This window comes from Ruegeria atlantica (assembly GCF_947495585.1).
Taxonomy (GTDB): Bacteria; Pseudomonadota; Alphaproteobacteria; order Rhodobacterales; family Rhodobacteraceae; genus Ruegeria; species Ruegeria atlantica_G.
In genome coordinates this window covers 1-22,241 of the sequence record NZ_CANLZK010000027.1, presented here as the reverse complement: position 1 = coordinate 22,241, position 22,241 = coordinate 1, and the positions used below count along the sequence as shown (strand labels likewise).

24 protein-coding genes are annotated in these 22,241 nt (G+C 53.6%); 7 read left to right on the top strand and 17 right to left on the bottom strand.

Translation table 11 applies throughout. The annotated features are described in order from the left end of the window. Positions 1–903 precede the first annotated feature (903 nt). From QMP16_RS22990 to QMP16_RS22945, 10 genes are read right to left on the bottom strand one after another with little or no spacing between them, the layout of a single operon-like run. The gene (locus QMP16_RS22990; RefSeq protein ID WP_282154306.1) at positions 904–2,028 is read right to left on the bottom strand and encodes a cytochrome-c peroxidase; all 1,125 of its coding nucleotides are present in this window, start codon (positions 2,026–2,028) and stop codon (positions 904–906) included. After that, the gene (locus tag QMP16_RS22985; protein WP_282154305.1) at positions 2,025–2,402 is read right to left on the bottom strand and encodes a hypothetical protein; all 378 of its coding nucleotides are present in this window, start codon (positions 2,400–2,402) and stop codon (positions 2,025–2,027) included. The genes QMP16_RS22990 and QMP16_RS22985 overlap by 4 nt, the downstream gene beginning before the upstream one ends. Next, entirely contained in the window at positions 2,399–3,205 is an 807-nt protein-coding gene (locus QMP16_RS22980; RefSeq protein ID WP_282154304.1) for an amidohydrolase family protein, read from the bottom strand. The genes QMP16_RS22985 and QMP16_RS22980 overlap by 4 nt, the downstream gene beginning before the upstream one ends. Before the next feature lie 20 nt (positions 3,206–3,225). Continuing rightward, on the bottom strand, positions 3,226–4,092 hold the full coding sequence (locus QMP16_RS22975) for a dioxygenase (protein ID WP_282154303.1): 867 nt from the start codon (positions 4,090–4,092) through the stop codon (positions 3,226–3,228). Positions 4,093–4,102: 10 nt separating this feature from the next. Further along, positions 4,103–5,407, bottom strand: coding sequence for a TRAP transporter large permease (locus tag QMP16_RS22970; protein WP_282154302.1), 1,305 nt, complete (start codon positions 5,405–5,407; stop codon positions 4,103–4,105). Beyond that, positions 5,404–5,955: a TRAP transporter small permease gene (locus QMP16_RS22965; protein WP_282154301.1), complete on the bottom strand. Its 552-nt coding sequence runs from the start codon at positions 5,953–5,955 to the stop codon at positions 5,404–5,406. Before QMP16_RS22965 ends, QMP16_RS22970 begins: the two co-directional genes overlap by 4 nt. Positions 5,956–5,985: 30 nt before the next feature. Then, positions 5,986–7,059: a C4-dicarboxylate TRAP transporter substrate-binding protein gene (locus QMP16_RS22960; RefSeq protein WP_282154300.1), complete on the bottom strand. Its 1,074-nt coding sequence runs from the start codon at positions 7,057–7,059 to the stop codon at positions 5,986–5,988. A gap of 33 nt (positions 7,060–7,092) precedes the next feature. Next, positions 7,093–7,548, bottom strand: coding sequence for an OsmC family protein (locus tag QMP16_RS22955; RefSeq protein ID WP_282154307.1), 456 nt, complete (start codon positions 7,546–7,548; stop codon positions 7,093–7,095). Positions 7,549–7,566: 18 nt separating this feature from the next. Further along, the gene (locus QMP16_RS22950; protein WP_282154299.1) at positions 7,567–8,232 is read right to left on the bottom strand and encodes a malonic semialdehyde reductase; all 666 of its coding nucleotides are present in this window, start codon (positions 8,230–8,232) and stop codon (positions 7,567–7,569) included. Next, positions 8,229–9,113, bottom strand: a complete 885-nt coding sequence (locus QMP16_RS22945; protein ID WP_282154298.1) for a fumarylacetoacetate hydrolase family protein — start codon at positions 9,111–9,113, stop codon at positions 8,229–8,231. Before QMP16_RS22945 ends, QMP16_RS22950 begins: the two co-directional genes overlap by 4 nt. Positions 9,114–9,197: 84 nt before the next feature. Here QMP16_RS22945 and QMP16_RS22940 point away from each other — a divergent pair, with 84 nt between their 5' ends. The 5 genes from QMP16_RS22940 (at position 9,198) to yghX (ending at position 14,086) form a co-directional block, all read left to right on the top strand. Beyond that, positions 9,198–9,584: a YciI family protein gene (locus tag QMP16_RS22940; protein WP_282154297.1), complete on the top strand. Its 387-nt coding sequence runs from the start codon at positions 9,198–9,200 to the stop codon at positions 9,582–9,584. Between the two features lie 51 nt (positions 9,585–9,635). Continuing rightward, complete coding sequence (locus QMP16_RS22935; protein ID WP_282154296.1) at positions 9,636–10,292, top strand: GntR family transcriptional regulator; 657 nt, start codon at positions 9,636–9,638, stop codon at positions 10,290–10,292. 1 nt (position 10,293) lies between these two features. Further along, a complete protein-coding gene (locus QMP16_RS22930; RefSeq protein ID WP_282154295.1) occupies positions 10,294–11,592 on the top strand; it encodes a malonyl-CoA decarboxylase in 1,299 nt (432 codons plus the stop codon). Beyond that, on the top strand, positions 11,589–13,112 hold the full coding sequence (locus tag QMP16_RS22925) for a malonate--CoA ligase (RefSeq protein ID WP_282154294.1): 1,524 nt from the start codon (positions 11,589–11,591) through the stop codon (positions 13,110–13,112). The genes QMP16_RS22930 and QMP16_RS22925 overlap by 4 nt, the downstream gene beginning before the upstream one ends. Before the next feature lie 86 nt (positions 13,113–13,198). Further along, positions 13,199–14,086, top strand: coding sequence for a YghX family hydrolase (yghX, locus tag QMP16_RS22920; RefSeq protein WP_282154293.1), 888 nt, complete (start codon positions 13,199–13,201; stop codon positions 14,084–14,086). Between the two features lie 313 nt (positions 14,087–14,399). Here yghX and uxuA read toward each other — a convergent pair whose 3' ends face one another. The 7 genes from uxuA to QMP16_RS22885 all read right to left on the bottom strand — a co-directional run bounded on the left by uxuA (position 14,400) and on the right by QMP16_RS22885 (position 20,599). Further along, positions 14,400–15,596 carry a mannonate dehydratase gene (gene uxuA, locus QMP16_RS22915; protein ID WP_282154292.1) on the bottom strand — a complete coding sequence of 399 codons (1,197 nt, stop codon included), beginning with the start codon at positions 15,594–15,596 and terminating at the stop codon, positions 14,400–14,402. A gap of 31 nt (positions 15,597–15,627) precedes the next feature. After that, positions 15,628–16,545, bottom strand: a complete 918-nt coding sequence (locus QMP16_RS22910) for a sugar kinase (protein ID WP_282154291.1) — start codon at positions 16,543–16,545, stop codon at positions 15,628–15,630. 5 nt (positions 16,546–16,550) lie between these two features. Continuing rightward, positions 16,551–16,862, bottom strand: coding sequence for a cupin domain-containing protein (locus QMP16_RS22905; RefSeq protein ID WP_085823187.1), 312 nt, complete (start codon positions 16,860–16,862; stop codon positions 16,551–16,553). Positions 16,863–16,880: 18 nt separating this feature from the next. Next, positions 16,881–17,624: an SDR family NAD(P)-dependent oxidoreductase gene (locus QMP16_RS22900; protein ID WP_109312690.1), complete on the bottom strand. Its 744-nt coding sequence runs from the start codon at positions 17,622–17,624 to the stop codon at positions 16,881–16,883. A 96-nt stretch (positions 17,625–17,720) separates the two neighbouring features. Beyond that, the gene (locus QMP16_RS22895; protein ID WP_282154290.1) at positions 17,721–19,031 is read right to left on the bottom strand and encodes a TRAP transporter large permease; all 1,311 of its coding nucleotides are present in this window, start codon (positions 19,029–19,031) and stop codon (positions 17,721–17,723) included. After that, positions 19,028–19,522, bottom strand: a complete 495-nt coding sequence (locus QMP16_RS22890; protein ID WP_282154289.1) for a TRAP transporter small permease — start codon at positions 19,520–19,522, stop codon at positions 19,028–19,030. The genes QMP16_RS22895 and QMP16_RS22890 overlap by 4 nt, the downstream gene beginning before the upstream one ends. Positions 19,523–19,615: 93 nt before the next feature. After that, positions 19,616–20,599 carry a TRAP transporter substrate-binding protein gene (locus tag QMP16_RS22885; RefSeq protein ID WP_282154288.1) on the bottom strand — a complete coding sequence of 328 codons (984 nt, stop codon included), beginning with the start codon at positions 20,597–20,599 and terminating at the stop codon, positions 19,616–19,618. Positions 20,600–20,936: 337 nt separating this feature from the next. Here QMP16_RS22885 and QMP16_RS22880 point away from each other — a divergent pair, with 337 nt between their 5' ends. Further along, positions 20,937–21,617, top strand: coding sequence for a GntR family transcriptional regulator (locus tag QMP16_RS22880; RefSeq protein WP_282154287.1), 681 nt, complete (start codon positions 20,937–20,939; stop codon positions 21,615–21,617). A gap of 126 nt (positions 21,618–21,743) precedes the next feature. After that, positions 21,744–22,070, top strand: a complete 327-nt coding sequence (locus tag QMP16_RS22875) for an alpha/beta fold hydrolase (RefSeq protein WP_282154286.1) — start codon at positions 21,744–21,746, stop codon at positions 22,068–22,070. Positions 22,071–22,241 lie beyond the last annotated feature (171 nt).

The following is a 22,241-nucleotide window of genomic DNA, read 5'->3' as shown; positions in this document are numbered from 1 at the left end:
ACTCGAATACACCCGAAGCACCTTCAAGCAGCGCCCATTTCAATTGATGGATCATCGTTGGATGAACACCTAACCTACTGGCCAATTCGCGGACCGTCTGCTCGCCCTTCAGCGCTTCCAACGCGACTATGGCCTTGAAATCTGGGTGATGCTGCTTCCGTTTCGACTTTTCCGATCTCCTTTCTATTGAAGATCAGCAGAGAACAAAAAACAGCTTACGTAAGTGTCCAAATTTCCCGGCGTAGTTCACAAACATTGGTAGGTCGGTCAAAAGCCCGCCTTTTGAGACGCTCCAATAAGGCAACTTGAATTGAAATGTCTGGATGAGAAGCGCCCCAAATTGCATGTCGAACCAGTTCACGAATCTTTTCTCTTAGTGCCTCGAATTTAAGCACATGACAGTTTGTGTAATGCGCGGCAACGATGTCTGAGAGTTCTTCTATGTTTGGCAACCGTTGCCGTCATCCGCGTTCGCCACGTGGCAGATCAGCAGGAACAAGCGCCTTCGGCGTCTTATCTGCAAATCAACTTTGATTTACTCAAAGGGAAGTCAGGATCAATGAAATCAGCATGTATGAAGGATGAGACGAAATGGAAAGGTTCTGTCGCTGGTAGCGGAACTATGTGTCGCCTAAAAAGAAATTAGGAACGTCACACATCATTGACTCCATCTACGAATGAAATTTCAATAGATCAGCGAATTACGTAACTCAATTCTGACCCAAACGTCAAGCATTCCTGACCCAGGCCGAATACCCAGGTGGCTCAAGCGTTCACGATGATCGGCAAAACCTACAGGTTAGATTATCTTGGGGAGAAAAATCGCAGATTCCGAGGTCTGCAATGGCCACCAAAGCTGCAACTAGAGTAGCCCGTTCCTAAGCGGTTAACACAAGCGATGTATCAAGGTGCCTTGGACAGTGACTCCAAAAATGCAACTAGGTTTGCAACCTCCTGCTCCGACAAATTTAACTCCGAGAGTATGGCTTCACCGTCGGCGTGCAACCTTTCCGTATCAATTTCGCTATAGTGCCTGATCACCGCATCCAAGTCGATCAGGCTGCCGTCATGCATGTAAGGCGCGGTTTCGGCCACGCCCCGTAGGCTTGGCGTACGAAAGTTCCCAAAATCTGAGTGGCTCCTGCGGACACTGCGAACCACCCATGCACCTTGCTTTTCCGGATCGTCGCTCCAGTTGCCGTCCAATGTGTAAGCGTTTGAAAGCAAAAAGTTCAATCCACCGAACCGCCCGTCGTCGACCTCGGTTTCGCTCAGAAAATAGGGAACGCCTGCGTCATGGAACTCATTGTTGGAAAATCTCGGACCATTGTGGCACAACACACATTTTCCACGCCCTATGAACAGCTGAAGACCTCGCTGGGCAGCTTCGGGATAGTTCGCAGCGGCTGCTAAATCTTGGTTCTCTAATGCTTCGCGAAAATCGTCAAATTGCGTCCGGCCGGTTGCCAATGTTTCCAAGTAAGCGGATAGCGTTTTGGCAGCGTTCACCAGCACAAGCTCTGGATCTTGAATCTGGATGTCGCCAAATATGGTTTCAAAATCATTAATGTAGATACTTTCCGAGATAGCTGTCTTTAGGCTTTCTTTACTGTGCGCCATCTCTTGTTCTTCGATGATCGGATGCAAGCTGGCTGCCCACAGGCTATCGCTCTTACCGCCCCATCCATACCAGCGGAGGCCGGCAAGGTTCCGCAGGGATGGTGTGTTTCGATCTAACAGGACGCGACCGAGCGCCCGCGCGTCGGACGTGGTAAATGCCTGTTCAGGGTCATGACAACTTGCGCAAGAAAATGCGCCGTCGACTGACAATACCGGATCGTTGAATAAGGCTGCTCCTAGCGCAGTTGCTCTTGTATCGTTTGAAAACCTGTTGCTTGGGTCCGACTGAAACGAAATTGGCCATGGTCCGAAGGACAGCGTTTGCTGAATTTCGTCATCAGACAACAGGACTTCGGCACGAACGGTCCCCGCTAGGACTACAAACGCCGCCGTCACCAGAACCTTCATTTTAGCACGACATCGGAAGTGTAGGATATCGATCGCCCGCCAAAGTTGGCGTCAACTCGCAGTTCCCACAGCCCCGGCATGTGAAACAGCATGCTATCTGCACGGAACACCCCATCGCCTAATGCAGTGATTTTGGGAACGTAGTTTAGCCCGTGTTGGTGAGCAGGCATAATTGCATCGACGTGCATCTCACTCACGGCAATATCATCACAGACTGTCACAAGAATAAAAAACGGTTGGGCCAATGGAAATTCGCCGACTGCCACATACACCTTAGGCGCGTTTTGAGTTTCCGAACTCATGCGTTGCCCTGCCGTTTCACAAGCGACGGCCGCGCTTGATGAAAATAAAAACCAGACAACCCAGCGGATCATTCTGATGCCAGTAAACGTTCTGCGTTTGCATATGCGATGTTGTCTGCGATCTGGTCCGGAAGCAAATCCAGCCATTCACGAGAAAAATCAGCATGAGGGCCTACGTAATACCAACGTTCCGGAGCGAATGTATCCGTACCAACCATAAACCGATCCGGGTGCGCTTCGAACGCCGCCTTCCAATCTGGGTCGACATGGCCCCGCGAGACCATATCAGAGCGAAACGCTAGATCGGCCCAAAGCCTCGGATAGGTGTCCAAGGCATCAGTTACACCGGCCGGGTCGTCAAAGCCAGAGTGGGCCCACAATACCCGAGCCTCGGGCCAGGTCTCAAAAATCAGATCAACCGCCTCTCGATCGCCATGGTGGTGCAGAATTAGGTTCCGTTCTCTTGCCAGTGCGATCATATGCTGGATGACCGGCGTTTTGATATCATCACCATAAGCGTGAAATTCACCGATGGCTTTGTATTCGTTTTTCGCCAGATTTGCTTCCAGATAGCCGATTACGGTTTCATCGTGCATCCAGGTGTTGATCTCACCGCGGCGACGGTAAGGGCGAAGGGCCGGAACAACGATGTCCGGCGCTGCGGCCAACAGCAATTGGGTACCGTTGTCATCCGAGCTGGAAACCAGTGCTTTGCGCACGCCTGCGTCCCGAAGGATTTTGGCAACTTGTTCGGGAGGCACCAGTTTGACGGCATCATGGCTGTAATGAATATGCGCATCGAAGATCGGTCGCTCTTCTGCAAAGGCCGTACCGCAAAGAAGCGTTGCACCTAAAATTAAGGTATGTTTCAGCACCGCACCACCCTCAATAGCATTCAGACTCTGGCAAGCTTCACATCGAACTTTACGTGCAAGAAAGGTTCAGTAATCTTGCCAGAAAGTTCCATGCCTTCGGGAAATTCTGAAGCCGGCCTTTCAACATATGTCATCACCAGGTCATCCCGAACACCAAACACTGTATCCTGATCCAAGTAAGGATCGTCGTCGGGGAAAATCTCGGTAACTAAGGATCGGTGCCCGGGTGCCTTAACGATATAGTGCAGGTGCGACGGTCGCCAAGGATGGCGACCGCAGGCGCGCAGGATGTCCCCGACAGGCCCGTCTGACGGCACGGTGTATTCGACCGGCTTGACGGTCGTGAATGCATACTTACCGTCCTCACCAGTGGTCATCAGGCCATGAAAAGAAAAGGTGTCCTGTTCTTCATCCTGGCTTGCATACATTCCATTTGGCGCCGTTTGCCAGATGTCGAGCTCTGCACCGCCAATGGGATTACCGTCGGCATCCCTGATAACGCCCTCGGCCAGCAGAACCGGCCCACCGTAGTGACGCTTCATATCACCACCGAATGGCAGTGGCGGTGCGCCAGAAACGTGAAAAGGCCCAAGAACAGACGAGCTTGTGGCATCTGGAGTTGAATGGAGCATATCCACCAGCGATGACAGTCCCAACACGTCCGAGGCCAAGACAAACTCATGCCTATCTTCGGTTTCCACAGCGGCGCACCCCTCCAGAAATGCAATTCCCGTGCGCCATTCGTCATGCGTCAGGTTGGTTTCACGGGCGAAATCGTGGAGGTGCTTGACCAGAGACCCCATGATTTCACGCATCCGCGGATCAGTGTCCTTGGACAGGTATCCCATGAACACGTCGGTGATATTGTCTTTGGTGACAGAGCGCATCTTGGCCTCCTTAAATCAGGGCAAGGCTGAGGATCGGGAACTCGATCAGAATGAACAGAACGATTAGCATCACAAAGGCGAAGGGCAGCGCGCCCATAAACACGTCTTTCAGCGAGATGCGGTCGTCGTTGATCGTCGATTTGATAACAAAGCATGATATGCCTAAAGGCGGAGTCAAAAGCCCGATTTCGGCGCCGACCACGGTGATGATACCAAACCAGATCAGCGACATATCCAGCGCTTCGGCCATAGGCAGGAACAGCGGGACAACGATCAGGATGATCGAAGCCGTATCCAGCAGTGTTCCCAAAAACAGCATCAAAAGGACGTACAGCAGCATAATCGACCAGAAGGAGGCGGAATTCCCTGCAAGCAAGTCCTGCAACTGATTGGGCAGCCCGGCCAGTCCCAGCATGCGGCTGTAGATCGAAGCCGCAGTGATCAGAAACAGGATCGCCGCTGTGATATGACCGGTTTCCAGCAACGCGTCCCAAAACGCTTTTGGGGACATGGACCTGCGCAGGACAGCGATGATCAAAGCCACGAAGGCACCGGCTGCTCCTGCCTCGACCGCAGTAAGCCAGCCGGTGTAGATCCCCCCAAGAACGATAGTGATGATGCACAATGTCGGCAGGGTTTTGGACGCAATCTCGCGCCCGGACATCCATTCGGTATCTGCCACGATGCGGCCACCGACGAACGCCGGTGTGAATCGGCCCATGGCCCAGATCGCGCCAACATAGGCGATCGCCAACATGATCCCGGGAATGATCCCGGCAAGGAACATGTCCCCTACGGATTGCTCAGCAACAAAGGAATAAATGATCAGCATCGCGGAAGGCGGGATGATCATACCCAGAACCGAGGACCCGGCCACCACGCCAACAGCAAAGCGTGGGTTGTACTCCTGCGCCATCATCTGCGGCACCGAAACTTTGGTGAACACCGATGCGGATGCAATGGACGACCCGGTCACAGCGGCAAAGACGGCGTTGGCTCCGACTGTGGCCATTCCAATGCCGCCTTTGACCTTGCGAAACCGCATGGTCATGACTTCGTAGATGTCCCTGCCTAACCCAGCCTTTGAAACGATGAGCCCCATGAAGGTAAACAACGGGATAGTCGCGAAGCTATATTCCATCGCGCTGTCGCCGACCGCCACTTTCAGCAGGTTAAGCGCTAGCGTGAAGTTGTCCCGCATTAACCAGATCGACACGAATGAGACGACGCCCAAGGCGATGGGAATGTAGACGCCCGCGTAAATCAGGAAAACAATGGCAACGACCGAGATCAGGCCAATCTCAATCGGCGTCATTCTGCGGCCTCGTCATGTTCAGGGGTGCGAATAAGTTGCGGACGGTCCTGCGCCGTGACGACCTTGAGCAGGAAGATCACGCAGGCAAGCGCAGTACCGCACGCGATGACCAGTTTGACCGGCCACCATGGCAATGTGAAAAGACCGGGCACTCCAAAGTAGTCCTGTGTCTGCCACATGTGTAGGAATTCAGGGAATGTCACATAGGCGATCAATGCCATGAAGATCGCCGATATGGCATTGATGATGCGCCTCAGGTTAGCAGTCAGACCGGGGCGACGATGGTGTAGGAGGTTCAGGAACCCGTCCGAACGTGTCAGCCGGTCAACTCTGACCACGTCTGCCAACTGCAGAAAAACGATCATTACGACCGAAAACTGCACCATCTCATAAGTGCCACGCAATGGGGCTGAAAACAGACCACGTGCAATAACGTCGACATTCAGAACAACCACCAACGCCAGGACGACGAGCGTACCCAAAGCGTTGGCGGCGATTGCAAGTGAATTGGCGACCCGCGACAGGCCAGCAACTGCGGTATTCAGCATGAAAGGCCCCTTTCGTGGATCGCCGGACGGTTATTCGGCCGTCCAGTCACGCACTCCGGTGAAACCGGCGTCTTGAAGCTTGCCAAGGTAAGCGGCCAGCATTTCTGTGCCTTGTTCGCCGTTGTCATTCAGCGTCGCGGCCCACTCTTGCGCGACATTCGGCATGGCGTTTGCCCAGGCAGCGCGGTCTTCGTCCGAAACCTCAACGATCGTTCCACCGGCCTCAACGTAAGCATCCCGCGAAGCAGCAGCCCTGTCCATCGCGATACCGGCGACATGGTCACGGTAATCGATGGCAACCGCCGTCAACACGTCTTTGACTTCGTCCGGCAGGCTTGCCCAATAGTCTGCATTAACCGTGATGGTTTTTGAGTTCACAGCACCCAGATCGGCCTTGAGCATATACGGGGCAACTTCAGCGATCTTGAACGTCTTCGCCGCTTCGGGCCACAGCATTCCACAATCAACCAAGCCCGTCTGAAGCATGTTGTAGAAATCGGTCAGACCACCGCGCACACCTGCCGCATCCTTGATGCCTTCGAGATACCGTAAGTTGAGGCCGGCACCTGCAATCTTGCGACCCTCAAGGTCCGTAACCGAAGCAACCGGTTCCGTGCAGAAAATCTGATACGTGTCCAGAACAACACCCGTGGCCAGATAGACCTGGTTCTGTGCGGCAAACTCGTTCTGCATCGCCGGGTATTCGCGCGCGATTTCATCTACAGCCTTGGCCACGGCACGGGAATCCGATGCCACAAAGGGTGTCGATCCCGAAATACCTTGGCTGGGCAGCTTCGAGGAATGGAAGATCGTTGTCACGATACCAATGTCACCAAGGCCCAGCTGGATCCCTTCCAGAACGCCTTTCGGCTTTACGATTGAACCGCCATAGTTCTCCTGCCAGTTCATCTTGTAGTTGCCGGCGTCGGCCAGTCGTTTGTCCACCTCCGGAATGAAGAAGTTGGTGAACTCCTTCACCCATAATGCCCGGTCTGGGTAGCCATCGATGACAACGGCAGAAATAGTTTCCTCTGCTGCGGCGGGCAGCGCCATGACGCTTGCCAGAGCAGCTCCGATAAGGCTGCGTTTGGTCCAGATTTTCATTTCTCTCCTCCCAGAAAGTCGGGCCTTTTGTCTTTATTGGTTTGTTTTGACCCAGTTGACGGTCAGGTCCGTGCCTGCCGCTTCAAATAGTTTTGCGATGGCGCAATACTTGGCTGTCTCTTCGCCCACCCGTGTCAGTTCCTCCTGACTGGCGGGCGTGTCACATTTCACGGTGAGTTCGATTTCCGGAAACGGAACATCGATCTCCTCCTCCATCAGAACACCGCGCCGATCCAACCTGCATTTCGCGTCGATTGTCACCGCGCCAAGATCAATTCCCAACCTGTGCGCATTCTTGTGCCCGATGACATTCGTACAGGCGATCAAGGCTGCCATTGCGGTTTCGGTCGGAGACGGACCTAGATTTGTTCCGCCGCGTTCGACCGGTTCATCGACAACCACATCAAGATCGCGAATTGGGATCTCGGTACGCGCATGTGTCGGGCATTGAGCTGTCGTTCGGTAAGTCACGACAGGTTTTACTTTCATGGCCACGGGGTTACCTCCTCATGCATACGAGCAAACCTTTTCAAATGGAAAACGTGGAAGCTTCTGGAACAATCCGGTCTCGTCAGCGTAGCCCAGATTGCAAAGAAAATTGGACTTGAGCGTCGTGCCCGCGAAGAACTCCTCGTCGACGATCTTGTTCGAAAAGCCTGACATGGCGCCAACGTCCAACCCGACAGCCCGGGCCGCAATCATGAAGTACGCGCCCTGCAGAGTGCCGTTTCGGTAGGCCGTGTCCGCTACGTATTCGGGTTTGTTTTCAAACAAGGGCCGACGGTCTTCGTGTGGAAAAAGAAACGGCAGTTCCTTCCAAAAGTCCAAATCGTAGGCAATGATCGCCGTGACCGGTGCATCCATCATCTTTGGCACGTTTTTCGGCTTTAGCGACTTGGCAAGCCGTTCTTTGCCTTCAGTGCTTTTCACGAAAATAAAGCGCGCGGGCAACGTGTTCATGCTGGTCGCGCCGTTGATCGTGATGTCATAGATCTCTTTAAGTAGGTCGTCAGAAACAGGCTTGTCGGTCCACTCGTAGTGCGATCTAGATTCGCGCAGGATCAAGGCAATCGCGTCATCCGACAAACGTGGAATCCGTTCGCGCAGATCGCGATGATCCTGCTGCGCCTTGGCGCGAAGTGCCTCCAGCTCTGCCCCGGTTGGTGCGCTCATGCTGCGGCGACCTTTGACTTGGAGTCCTTTTCGTCGGTGATCGGGCTGGCGCAGATTCCGATGCCTTCGATTTCGACTTCGACGGTTTCACCCGGCTTCAGCCAACGTGGATTGGGCTTTTTGGCGTGACCGACCCCCGGTGGTGTGCCCAACGCAATCAGGTCTCCGGGCTCCAGAGTGGTGTATTCCGAAATCGTCGCAATGACCTGACGAACGCCCCAGATCATGTTGGCCGTGTTCGAGCTTTGTAGGATTTCATCGCCCACGCGGCTTTCGATCTTCAGACCGGAAGCCCCTTCGGGCAGTTCGTCCGGCGTTACGGTGAAAGGACCGATAGCGCCCGTATCATCGAAGTTTTTGCCCGGCGTCCATTGAACGGTTTTGCGCTGATAGTCCCGCAGCGACCCGTCGTTGAACACGGTGTAGCCAAATACATAATCCAGTGCGTCCTCTTCCGAGATATGCCGACCTCTTTTTCCAACGATCAGCATAAGCTCGGCTTCGTAGTCCAACTTCTCAGAACAGGCAGGCCGCACCATGGGCTGCCCCGCCGCCATGATCGAGTTCTTCCCGCGCATGAACAGCGTCGGATACTCGGGGATGTCGTAGCCCCCTTCTTTGATGTGGTCCGTATAGTTCAACCCCATGCAAATGATCGTGCCGGGCGCTGCGACGGGCAACGCTGGCGTTATCGAGGACACAGGTATGCTGCCTGCAGTGGCAATTTTTTCAGTGAGTGAGTCGGCCAGTCCTGGCGTGGCTATCAAACCCATCAGATCGGAACCGACAGCAGGGTCCAAAGCTGTTAAATTCACTGCGTTTTCACCGTTCACAGCAAAGACCGCAGTGCCTTCCGAGGTTTCTCCCACCAGGTATTTCATTTTCACCATCCATGTCAGTTCGCTTGATTTTTGCCGACTATTTTGCAATATGTCAAATAATATCGATATTTTCGGAGACGGCAAATGGTTGCTTGGGCAGACTACAAATCAGAAGCAAAAAGCCGCGGTGCGCTTGCTTTGGAGCTTTACGTTGCGCTGAGCACGCCAGCCAAGGCGCCCGAAAATGTAAAGGCGTCACTGCCAGATCACTTGGCGTATCAGGCGCAGTTGGAACGTTCGGGGCAACTGGCTTTTGCAGGCCCCATGTCGGATGAAACCGGCGAGCATATGCAAGGAATGGGCCTGATCATCTATCGAGCCGACAGCCTTGAATCCGCCCGGAAGCTGGCCGAGGGCGACCCCATGCACAAAAGCGGGGCGCGCAGCTTTGTACTTCGGCGCTGGATGATAAACGAAGGGTCGCTGAACTTTTCAGTTGGTCTATCGACTGGCACGAGCGCCCTCAGTTAAGAGCACTCAAGAGTTTTTGCCGCCAAAAAGGAACAGTCGGATATGGACGCCATGCTTGATATCGAGGGCAAAGAGACATCCGCCACTCATGGCGCGTATCGAAGGCTGCGCGAAATGATCCTGACCGGCGAATTGCCGCCTGGACAAAAGCTCAAGATCGAGCAGCTCCGCGGCCTTCTAAACACTGGCGCAAGTCCAGTTCGCGAGGCTCTTAGCCTTTTGACCTCAGACATGTTGGTCGAACGGATTGACCAGCGCGGGTTTAGGGCTGCGCCAGTGAGCAAGTGTAACTTCGAGGAAATTCTTCTGTTGCGATGCAACCTCGAGGAAACCGCGTTGCGCGCCTCCATCGCCAACGCGGATGCCGCATGGGAAGATCGACTTGTTTTGCGTCACCACCATATGAAAAAGGCCAGCCAAAATGGGGCACACGACTTTGAAGACGCTCATAAAGCGTTTCACATGGCGTTGTTGGACAATTCGAAACTGCCATTGCTACTGCGATATTGTTCGCAGCTCTACGACCTGAACATTCGCTACCGCTATCTGGCAGCCGGCGGGTCGAGCTACAAAAAACGGGATATCGCCGCCGAACATCAGCAGATTCTGGACGCCGCGTTAGCTCATGACGCAGACAGCGCGACTAAGCACTTGATCGATCACTACCGTCGAACGGGTGAGTACCTGAGCAGCCAGATGGATACCTGAAATGCAACGGAATTGGTTTCTGGGCGATCTATTAAACCAATTATTGGACCGTCCTGACAAAAGACGTGGCAAGGATGACAAACGATCCATTGCTGAACTTTGCCAGGCGCTTTTGTCCACAGAAGGTGAGGTATCGGGCTTCACGCTCGCGTCCACCATACTTGATCGCTACCAGATCCTGGATGACGCGGGAAAACTGGACTTTTTTGTCTACTTGAATGACCAGCTTGAGTTAGACGCAGAAAAACTCGCTGACACGGCGCGCCTCTATGCCAATGATCGAAGTGTCGATCTATATCAAAAGCTTAGTGAATCCGCAGAACCCAGGCGGCAAGAGTTATTGCGTCGGCTGAACCAGCCGTCTGGTGCGACGCAAGAACTTGTGGCTATGCGCTTTGATCTGCTGCGATTTCTCAAATCTGACGCCGAACTCAAGCGAACCGATATTGATTTTGTCCATTTGTTGCGAAGCTGGTTCAATCGAGGCTTTCTTGTTCTCAAGCAAATCAGCTGGGATACGCCTGCCCGCGTTCTGGACAAGATCGTCGCATATGAGGCGGTTCACCAGATCAACGATCTGGACGACTTGAGGCGCAGGCTCTACCCACCTGACCGTCGTTGTTTTGCGTTCTTCCACCCTTCAATGCCCGATGAGCCGCTGATTTTTGTCGAGGTGGCCCTTACAACTGAAATCCCGGGCGCGATCGATACGCTTTTGTCTGAAGCTCGAGAACCGATTGAAGCCGAGCAGGCAAAAGTCGCGGCGTTCTACTCCATTTCAAACTGCCAAAAGGGTTTAGCAGGAATCAGTTTTGGGAACCTGTTGATCAAACAGGTTGTGACCGAACTTTCGCGAGAGCTTAGAGGTCTCGACACTTTTGTGACCTTATCGCCTATACCAGGGCTTAGCCGTTGGCTGGCCGGCGAAACAGAACATCCAGAGCACGGTCATACCGCCGAGGCCGTACTGGCAGCGACGGCCTCGGCGCAGGACGTGCGCGCGATGGCCGCCCGGTATTTGTTGCTTGCGAAGCGTGAAGATGGGATGCCGCTGGATCCCGTGGCCCGCTTTCATCTGGGCAATGGTGCTGAGCTTCATGAACTGCACGCCGACGCAGATCTATCGCCAAACGGGCGCGCCCAATCCGGAGGCGCGATGGTCAACTACCTTTACGACTTGAACAAAACAGAACGTCACCACGAAGAATTCGCGACACATGCCACAATCCAAGCCTCGCGTTCAGTTCGTGCGGCTTCAACTGCGGCGCTTGCGATCAACCCAAGGGAAAATACAGCGTGACCAACACCCTCTACGACAGCTTGTTTGCCCGCCACGAGGACAACAAAGCTCCAATCCTGCAGCTCGATGATGGCAGGGTAGTTTCCTATGACGCGTTTCTAAAGCGCGCCGCGCAGATCGCGCATGTTTTGCAGAACAGCGGAGTTTCTCCTGGGGATCGCATCGTTGTGCAGGCCCCCAAGCTGGCTGATACGATTGCGCTCTATGCTGCTTCGGTTCAGGCAGGTGCTGTCTACCTGCCACTTAACACTGCCTATACCATGGCAGAGTTGGACTATTTCATCTCTGATGCTCAACCGGCGATGATCATTTGCGACAGCAACGATGAAGCTGAAATCGCAAAATTGGCAGCCCAATCTGGCGCAAAGCTGCTGACCCTCGGCGGCGATACTCCAAGCCTAAGCCTTGAGGCCGACGCACAACCCTGCGTATTCGAAACCGTGGATCGCGCACCGGACGACCTTGCGGCTTTGCTATATACATCAGGCACTACGGGCCGTTCGAAGGGTGCGATGCTGAGCCAGCGAAACCTGTTGTCCAATGCACAAGCTCTTGTGGATTTGTGGGCCATCACAAGCGCCGATCGCCTGCTTCACGCGCTGCCGGTCTTTCACACACATGGGCTTTTCGTGGCGATGAATACGTCATTACTCGCCGGTGCCAAAGTTCGACTTATGGAAAAATTCGACATTGATATGATCTTGGAAGAGTTGCCCCACTCGACCCTTCTGATGGGTGTCCCCACTTTCTACACCAGATTGCTGGCGGATGACGGTTTCACCAAAGAAACCACAAAGAACATGCGTCTATTCATTTCCGGTTCAGCCCCATTGCTGGCCGAAACCCATTTGGCGTTCGAAACGCGCACGGGCCATCGGATTCTCGAACGCTATGGGATGACCGAGACGAACATGAACACCTCAAACCCATATAAAGGTGAACGCCGCGCAGGAACTGTCGGCATGGCGCTACCTGGCACCGAGGTCATCGTCACCTATCCTGAATCTGGAGAACCGCTGCCCCGGGGCGAGGTTGGAATGATCGAAGTACGAGGGCCCAATGTGTTCAAAGGCTATTGGCAGATGCCCGGGAAAACCGCCAAAGAGCTACGGGAAAACGGGTTCTTCATCACCGGCGATCTGGGCCAGTACAGCCAGGATGGCTATCTGTCGATTGTAGGACGGTCAAAAGACCTGATCATCACTGGTGGTTACAACGTCTATCCCAAAGAAATTGAAGACGTCCTGAACGACATCGAAGGTGTCCTTGAGTCGGCGGTCTTCGGGATTCCCGACACCGAATTTGGCGAAGCTATCATTGCCACTCTGGTTGCCGAGCCTAGCGCGCAACTTGAAATGGAACAGATCGCGGTGACCATCAGAGACAAGCTGTCTCGCTTCAAACATCCGCGTCGCTACGAAATCGTCCCGGACCTGCCGCGCAATACAATGGGAAAGGTCCAAAAGAACGTGCTGCGCGAACAGTACGCGCAAAAAGAACCGCCAATGGGAGTGTCCTAGCAGCCCGCTAAAAAACTCAAACCAACCACGACCCTATGATCTGACAACCCCACCTTGCGAACGGCCATCTCATAAGGAGACTTACAATGACTCGCATGACGGCAAAGGACTTCGACCAGGAACTTCTGGACCTGTACGACTTTTACGCGCACGGCAAAATCACCAAGCGCCAGTTCCTGGACCGCGCCGGTAAGTTCGCGGTTGGTAGTTTATCTGCGGTCGCGCTGCTGAACATGCTCAGCCCGAATTATGCATTGGCCGAGCAGGTATCCTTCAACGATCCTGATATCCATGCAGACTACATCACCTATCCTTCACCAAATGGAACCGGCGACGTTCGGGGCTACCTTGTCCGGCCTGCCGGCGTTGAAGAGCCCCTGCCAGCAGTGCTGGTCATCCACGAAAATCGCGGCTTGAATCCCTACATCGAAGATGTGGCGCGCCGATTGGCGAAAGCCGGGTTCATGGCTCTGGCTCCAGACGGCCTGACGTCGGTGGGCGGATACCCAGGCAACGACGCCGATGGGCGCGAGCTGCAAAAGACAGTGGACCGGGTCGAGTTGATGAACGATTTCTTCAATGGGTTCGAATACTTATTGAACCGAGATGATTGCACTGGAAAGGTCGGCGCTGTTGGATTCTGCTACGGCGGCGGTGTGGTCAGCGCAATTGCCGTGGCCTATCCCGAACTGGCCGCTGGTGTCCCATTCTACGGGCGCCAGCCAGCCGCCGAGGATGTGGCCAAAATTCAGGCGCCGTTGCTTGTTCAGATGGGAGAGCTTGACGAACGCATTAACGCGGGCTGGCCAGATTTTGAGGCTGCTCTAAAAGCCAACGATAAGATTTATGAGGCCTATATCTACGAAAATGCCAACCACGGCTTCCACAATGACAGCACGCCACGATATGATGAGGAGATGGCTAACCTGGCTTGGGACCGAACCATTGATTGGTTTAATACCTATCTGAAGTAACTGCGGTGAGCTGCGAAGACAACCTTGCGTTGGTATCGCTTTGCGAACGCCCACAGTTCTCCGAGAACAATTCCCGAGAAGCCCGAGCTTTATGAATTTCATGATCAAAGGGAATGTCGGGCGGCGAATAGTTTTGCCGTTCGACGACAGCTCAGAATTTGATTTTGATCCATTGGGTCTTTCATGAGCGCACAGGTCTTGTCATCTGCGACTCAAAGGCTTTCCATCAAATCAGGCAAACGGTCTTTTCTGTCCGCGTGGGAAGATGAAAACAAGTAAACAGCGAATAACGGCGTTGAACACAGATACGCATCTAATTGCAGCCATGCATAACACCGCGCAGTTCAGCGAGACCTCTCATCCTGCCTATTAATGGGTAACCGGCCTGTGACGGACGAGTGAGATCGCTCAGCAAGGCGTGCCCGTGATCCGGACGCATGGGAATTTCATAATCTGATCGACCCTGATTTCGGCGCCGTTGTTCCTCGGCCAACAACGTGCGGATTGTTGTAACCATATCGGTGTCTCCTGCCAGATGTTCGGACTCGGAAAAACTGTGGCGATTGCTGTCGCTTGGACCCTCACGCACTGTATTTCGAAGATGTACAAAGTGGATTCGATGACCAAGCTGAGCAATGAATGATACGGGGTCAAATTCTGTATCAACGCCCAATGAGCCTGTACATAGCGTCGCCCCATTGGCCGGGCTGTCGACAGCATCCAGAACGGCGGCGTAATCGCTTTGCGACGACATGACTCTTGGCAGCCCAAGCAAGGGAAAAGGCGGATCATCGGGATGGCAACATAGCCGGATGCCAAGGTCTTCAGCCGTTGGAACGACTTCGGACAAGAAATCAACCAGATTGGACCGGAGCATTTCCGTTGTCATGCCAACATATGCGCCTAGGTGTCGTTTCACGTCCTCAAGAGACCAATTGTCGTTTGCGCCCGGCAAACCAGCGACAATATTGTTCGACAGGTTCCGGCGATCACCATCGCCGAGGTCAACAAACCTAGCTTGAGCAGCTTCTATGATCTCGGCTGAATAGTCTCGCTCTGCGCCCTTCCTGCATAGGATAAAACAATCGAATACAGCAAAATCAACAAGGTCAAACCGCATCGCATTCCCGCCATGCGGCAACGGGTAGCTCAGGTCTGTTCGCGTCCAATCAAGCACTGGCATGAAGTTGTAGCAGACCGTTTGAATACCGCATTCTGCCAAATTTCGCAGACTCGTCTTGTAGGCCTCAATGTGTTGCCTCACTGGGCCAGTTTGAGATTTAATTGCCTCAGATACCGGCACGCTTTCAACGACATCCCAAGTCAACCCAGATGGAACGCCTCCGGGTTGTTCAATCTGTTGCTGCCGCTCTTTGATGTGATCGACGGACCAAACCTCTCCTGTTGGAACATGGTGCAAGGCTGAGACGATGCCGGTTGCGCCGGTTTGCCTGATTTCGCCAATCGAAATAGCGTCGGAAGGGCCAAACCACCGCCAGGTTTGTTTCATGGTCTTGCTCCTTGATCGAACGGGGTCACCATCACCACTCATCTTTCCCGAGATTCACATCGACTGGAATGAGCGCGCCTTTGTGGCGGACGACATGGCTTGCAAGGCGACATCCTTGCCGTATTCCGGCAGTTAAATCATCATGCCTTAAAACGCTTGCCAATACGCCAGCATTGAAACTGTCCCCTGCCGCGGTGGTATCGACAACACCTGTCACTGGATCAACGTCAACCTCACCGCGTTGACCATCTTTCTGAAAGACCACTGGCTGTGCGCTGTTCTTGACGACAATCTGATCCACACCAACCTCAGCATATCGGTTCAGCGTTGCAATTGAATCGCGATCCCCGAACCACTCGGCTTCATCATCGTAAGATGGCAGAACGAGATCAGATTGTGCCGCAGCCATCATAATCGTGCCTGTCATTTCCTGCGGCGTCGACCAAAGCCGCGGTCTCAGGTTCGTATCAAAGGCAACGGTCATTCCGTACGCTCTGGCATGACGCAATGCATCAAGCAGCTTTTCGCGTGATTGTGGATCGAGAATGGCGAGGGTTATTCCAGACAAGTAGATTAAGTCTGCGTCGCCAACTGCCCGCCCAAGTGCAATCTCGTCGACTGCGAGTTGTCTGGCTGCGGAGTCGTTGCGCCAATATGAAAAACTGCGCTCACCATTGTTGAGATGGATGAGATATAGCCCAACTGTTTTGCCTGCGATGACTTGGACGTGCGTGTCGCAAATCTGACTGTCTTTCATGAACGTTCGCATGTCCTGCGAAATCGCATCGTCCCCGACAGCGGTCAGATAGCTGACGTCGATTTCTGATGCGACTTGTGCAAGATACCATGCTGTGTTGAAGGTATCGCCTGCAAAACCAAGCTTGAACTCACCGATCTGATCTGATGGGGCAAGTTCTGCCATGCACTCCCCGATTGCCAAGAAACGCATGTCAGTTACAGAAAATCGTCGCGACGGGGTGTGAAACTGTCGACCAGTGTACCGGGCTCCAGACATATGCAGCCATGGGTTTGGCCAGACGGAATGACAAAGCTGTCACCGGGGCCAAACTCTTGTTCGCGTTCACCAAGAGTGAAACGAAATCGTCCGCTCTCGACATAGGTTGCCTGAACATGCGGATGGCTGTGCAGGGCACCAATCGCCCCGGTCGCCTGAAACCGGAAGGCGACAACCATGAGGTCCGAATGGTCAGATAGGACCTGCCGCGTGACGTTTTCGCCGGTCGAGACGATCGGGAAATGGGACACCGGGTCTCTCCTTTTCTACTATGAAAACAGCATACCACCGTTGAGATCAATATTTGCGCCCGTGATGAAAGCACTGTCCTCGCAGGCCAGGAATAGAACGAGATTCGCTGCATCATCCACATGACCTTGACGCTTAAGCGGCGCGTTGGCTTCAAAGCCGCGGCGACCTGCATCAGGCGTGTGAATGTTGTGAAAATCGGTGTCTATCATGCCGGGGCAAAGCGCATTTACTCGAATGTCCGGGCCAACTTCCTTTGCCAAGCCTCGTGTCATGGTCATAACCGCGCCCTTGGCCGTTGCATAAGCGACGGCGCCCGGCCCACCGCCATCACGCCCGGCCTGACTGGCGAGATTGACAATGGTTCCTGACGTCATCCTGGACAGGCAAGCCTGCGTCATCAGGAATGTGCTGGTCAGATTCAGGGTCATCACGGCATCCCAATGCTCAACAGACATTTCCGCAATGGTTTTGCGGGCAATCAGACCGCCAGCGTTGTTAACCAGAATGTCAACGCCGCCAAAAGCTTCGACAGTGCGGAATACCAGCGCGTCAACATCCGCCTTTTTGTTCAGGTCGCCCTGCAAGGCAATCGCTTTACCGCCTTTGCCTTCGATTGCAGCGACGGTTTCTTCCGCGCCATTCGAGCTGGCAAAATAGTTGATCGCAACATTTGCGCCTTCAGAGGCGAGTTTGATCGCAACGGCGCGGCCAATGTCGCGGCCTCCTCCGGTCACGATGGCGGTTTTACCTGCAAGTTTCATGTCGATCCTTTCTATTGCAAAGCGCGAGCTTCGCTTTTGTCATGGGTCTAGTTTGGCTGCCTTCGGAATACGCTCAGAGCGCAACTGGAGACGCCACTAACGGAATGCCCCCGGCATAACTGTCTTTGGGAGCCACAGAATGATTTCGGGGAATGCTGCCAACAGAATGAGGATGACCAGCATTGGGGCAAGGATGAGCACAACCTCTCGCAGGACTTGCACAACGTTTAGGCCGCCAATCGCTGCAGAGATAAGCAAACACAAGCCGTAAGGTGGCGTCACAAGCCCAAAGGCAAGCGAGACGATACCAATGATGGCGAAAGCGATTGGATCAACCCCACCCGCTTGGGCCACAGGCATCAGAACCGTGCCAAGAATGATGATTGTCGGAATTGCATCGATAAACAGGCCAAAGAGCAGAAACAGCAGGGCAATCAAAATAGCTGTTCCAAAAGCTCCGAATTCCCATGCGGTCAAAACACTCACAATCAGGCGCGGCGCATCGTAGAAGGACAGTAGCCAGCCGAATGCCGACGCAGTGCCGATCGCAAACAGTGAAATGGCTGCAAAGCGTGCCGTATCGTAGAGGATGAAGCCCAAGTCTTTGGGTGTGACCGTCCGATAGACAAACATGCCCAGGATCAGCGCATAACCCGCCGCGATGATTGCACTTTCAGTTGGTGTGACGATGCCGCCCACGATACCGCCAATCACAAAAACCGGCGTCAAAAGAGCCAGTGCGGCACCTTTCCAAGCGGCCCAGAACTCACCCCAATTCGGCGTCGCCGTCACTGGGTAGTTGCGGGCTTTTGCGAAGCCATAGACCGTGGCCATCAAGGCGAGGCCAATCATCAGACCCGGAATCGCTCCGCCCAAAAATAACGCACCGACAGAGACCTGCATGACGCCACCCCAGACGATCATCAGGATCGACGGTGGGATGATGACCCCCATCACCGAAGAGCAAGCGGTAATGGCAACGGCAAACCGTGTATCATATCCTTCTTTCTGCATGGCAGGGATTAGGATTTTTCCGATACCCGCCGCATCTGCAGTGGAAGATCCGGAGATACCTGCAAACAGCATCGACACAGCGACATTCACATGGCCCAATCCGCCGGGCATCCAACCGGTCAGCACACGGGCCAGTTCGATCAGCCGGTCGGTTACCTTGCCGGAATTCATCAGGTTGGCTGCCAGTAGAAAGAATGGCACGGCCAACAGGATGAACGAGTTATATGATTGAAACATCCGATCCAGCACGATGAACGGCGTCAGCCGCAGCTCAAGCAACACAACCGGAAGGGTCGCCAAACCCAATGCGAATGCCACTGGGACACGGATGAAAATCAGCACCAGAAAGCCCGCAATAAGCATCGTGGCGGCAGTTGCAGTATCGAGGATCATGCCTGGTTGCTCTCTCGGTTAAGATATTTCGCGACAGCTTCGGACAACCGGTAGCCTGACAAGAGAAACCAAAATCCTCCGGCAATCGGGACCGAGATGTGCGTAATCGCGAGATTGGCGCGCATCATTACGGACCGCTGGTTGCCCCCAAATTCGGTGTATTCGATGCCGTAAAACAGGAAGAAAGCCCCAAAAATCATGATGGCTACATGTACAATGCCGTCTTGAATCAAACGTGGCAGCGGTCTCATCGCATTCCGGGTGATCCGAACGTCGAAATGCGTGCCGTCCCAGACAGCAACAATCGACCCGATCATCACGATCCAGACGAACAGGAACGTCGCCAGCTCTTCAGTCCAAAGGTAAGTTGGTATCAAACCGGTGTAGCGAGAAACAACTTGCATCGCGACCGGGATGGCTAGTGTGCCCATCATCACACCAAGCAATATGCGAAGCCCAGCGCAGAACTTATCCAGATATTTTCCAAGCATGTTCCGCCCTACTCCGCGATGTAATGCGCCAAGCGCACCAAAAATTGTGCCAACAGGCGAGCTTGATGACTCACCCGCCCGTCAGCCGGGAGATTACATTCCGCGAACGTTATTAAGCAGCTCTGTCGCGCCCAGCTCTTCAGCATAGGCGTCTTGGACCGGCTGAACCAATTCCAGCATTTTCTCGCGGCCCTCGAACTCGTGCACTTCGATCTGACCTGCGTCGATCATCGCCTGAAGTTTTTCACCGTCCTGACCGCTCTCTAGCGCGCGACCAAATGCACCGGCCTCAGCGCCAGCTTCCATAATGGCAGCTTGCAGGTCCGCTGGCAGTTCATCGAAGATTTTTGTTGACATCACAATTGGGCGCACGGTGATCGTGTGCTGTGTCAATGAAACATGTGGCGCGACTTCGTAGAACTTCAGGTTCTGGATTGAGGCGGCTTCATTTTCGAACCCGGCGATTACGCCTGTTTGGATTGCGTTATAGACTTCGTTGTAGGCGATGGCAGATGGTGCCGCACCAACGGCCGAGAATGTCTGCGCCTGAATCGGCGCCCCCATGACCCGCATGCGGTGTCCTGCAAGTTCATCCATGTTTGTGATGGGCTCGGCAGAGGCCAGATTCCGAACACCGCCGCCGTGATAACCCACAATCACAATGCCCGCGGCTTCGCGCAGATCATCCTCAAGAGGTTTCAGTGCATCCGACGAAAGCACCGCATCCCAATGTTCTAGATCACGGAACAGGAAAGGCATATCCATCAAAGGAATGGACTCTGAAAACACGGCCATGTTGGAAGGGGCCAGAATGGTGTAGTCCACCGCGACACCCTGGTTAAGGTAGGTCACGTAGTCGGATTCGACGCCAAGCTCGCCGTTCAGACGCAGGTCGAAATCAACTTCGCCATCGTATTTCTCAGCGACCAGTCGTTCGAATTCCCGCAGAGTTTTAGTGAAGGCATGCTCTTCATCAAACATGCTTGCGCCACGAAGCGTGACATCAGCCTGCGCAACCGAAGCTCCGCCAAGTAATACGGCTGTTACAGCCAACGTTTTCATTGAGAAATTGAACATTCTATCCTCCCAGATCAGGTTCAAATCTTATTTTGCCCAGTCGTCTATGACTGGTGATCGCATTCGAAACCTTGCAAATGGCTATGCCAGATCAGCACTCACCCAAATCTGGATGGTCTGATTTCCTCCCGGCTAGCACGATTGCTCCGCTCTCGCTCATGGCACACAACACGAAAACTAGGATACTAGTCAACATTTAAATTAGCGGTTTTCCCAAAACATTTAGATTTTCTATTTAACAACAGCGGAATGATTGTCGCCTAGTATCCAACTATGATCTATCAATTTCCTCTTTGATCTGCCACAATGCCTTCAAACAGAGGTTTGGAAAGAAAAAATGGCAGCATTGGGAACCCTTGAGCGCACGACGAGTAGCGATGTCGTCTTTGACGAACTGTTTGGACAAATCACCCGGTTGGAATTGCTCCCCGGGACAAAGATATCCGAAACGGACGTAGCAAAGTCATTCGGGCTCTCCCGTCAACCTGTGCGAGAGGCTTTCACACGGCTAGCCAACCTCAATCTCCTATTGGTACGGCCCCAGCGTGCAACAGTGGTTCGACCGTTTTCACGACAGCTTATCGCGAACGCACGCTTCGTGCGTGCTGCGGTCGAACTGGAAGTTATCCGCGCTGCCGCGTTAGATCGCGACAAATCGGTAGACGCGGCTCTGAAAGCTAACCTTCGCAAACAGGCGGAAGCAATTTCAGCGGAAGATGTCAGCGGGTTTCATGAGCTGGACTACCAGTTTCACAAATTACTTTGTGCCTCGGCCAAACAAGAGTTTGCGTTTGAAATTATCGCCGAAAACAAGGCGCAGGTTGATCGCCTTTGTATGCTGGCACTGACAAGCAAAAAAACAATGAGTGATTTGTATGTGGATCACCAATCTCTTCTAAAGAATCTATTTGACAGTGATGCAAAGGCAGCTGATCAAGTCCTCCGTACGCACCTTGAGCGTTTGACTCCAACGATTCAGGCAATTTACACGACCCACAACGCTTATTTTGATGAATAGGTAGCTTCGGATCCAGTCCAAACGATACTGTGGACGAGGCGGCCCTGTTAAACCTAATGTCATTACAGTATCGGCGGAGTTGGGCGGGTTATGGCGCCATTTGTATTGGTCCATGGAGCGTAGCAAGTGGGATGTTACTGGGCTCGCGTAACCGCGTTTCTACGCAGGGACGGCCACGTCGTTTTTACCCCTACACTGACAGGGTTGGGTGAACGTGCTCACCTCGTGAGTGACGAAACCGATCTGGCCATGCATATTGAGGATGTCCTAGGGGTAATCACGTGCGAGGAACTCTCTGACATTGTTTTGTGCGGTCATAGCTATGGCGCGATGGTTGTCACCGGAGTGGCGGATAGAGCGCCCGACCACATTCACTCACTTGTGTACCTCGATTCGCTCGTACCGGGCGACGGGCAGGCGGCCTTGGATGGCCAGATGCAACGCTTATGGTGAAACGTATGCGATCGGCCTTGTTGGGGATCTTGCCGGCATTCTGGCCTTAGCGTCTGACACAATAGCAAAGCCCGCCGATGAGGTGATCATTGATTCTGACACTGCGTTCGACTGTAATGGTTGCGGGAGTAGGATTTGAACCTACGACCTTCAGGTTATGAGCCTGACGAG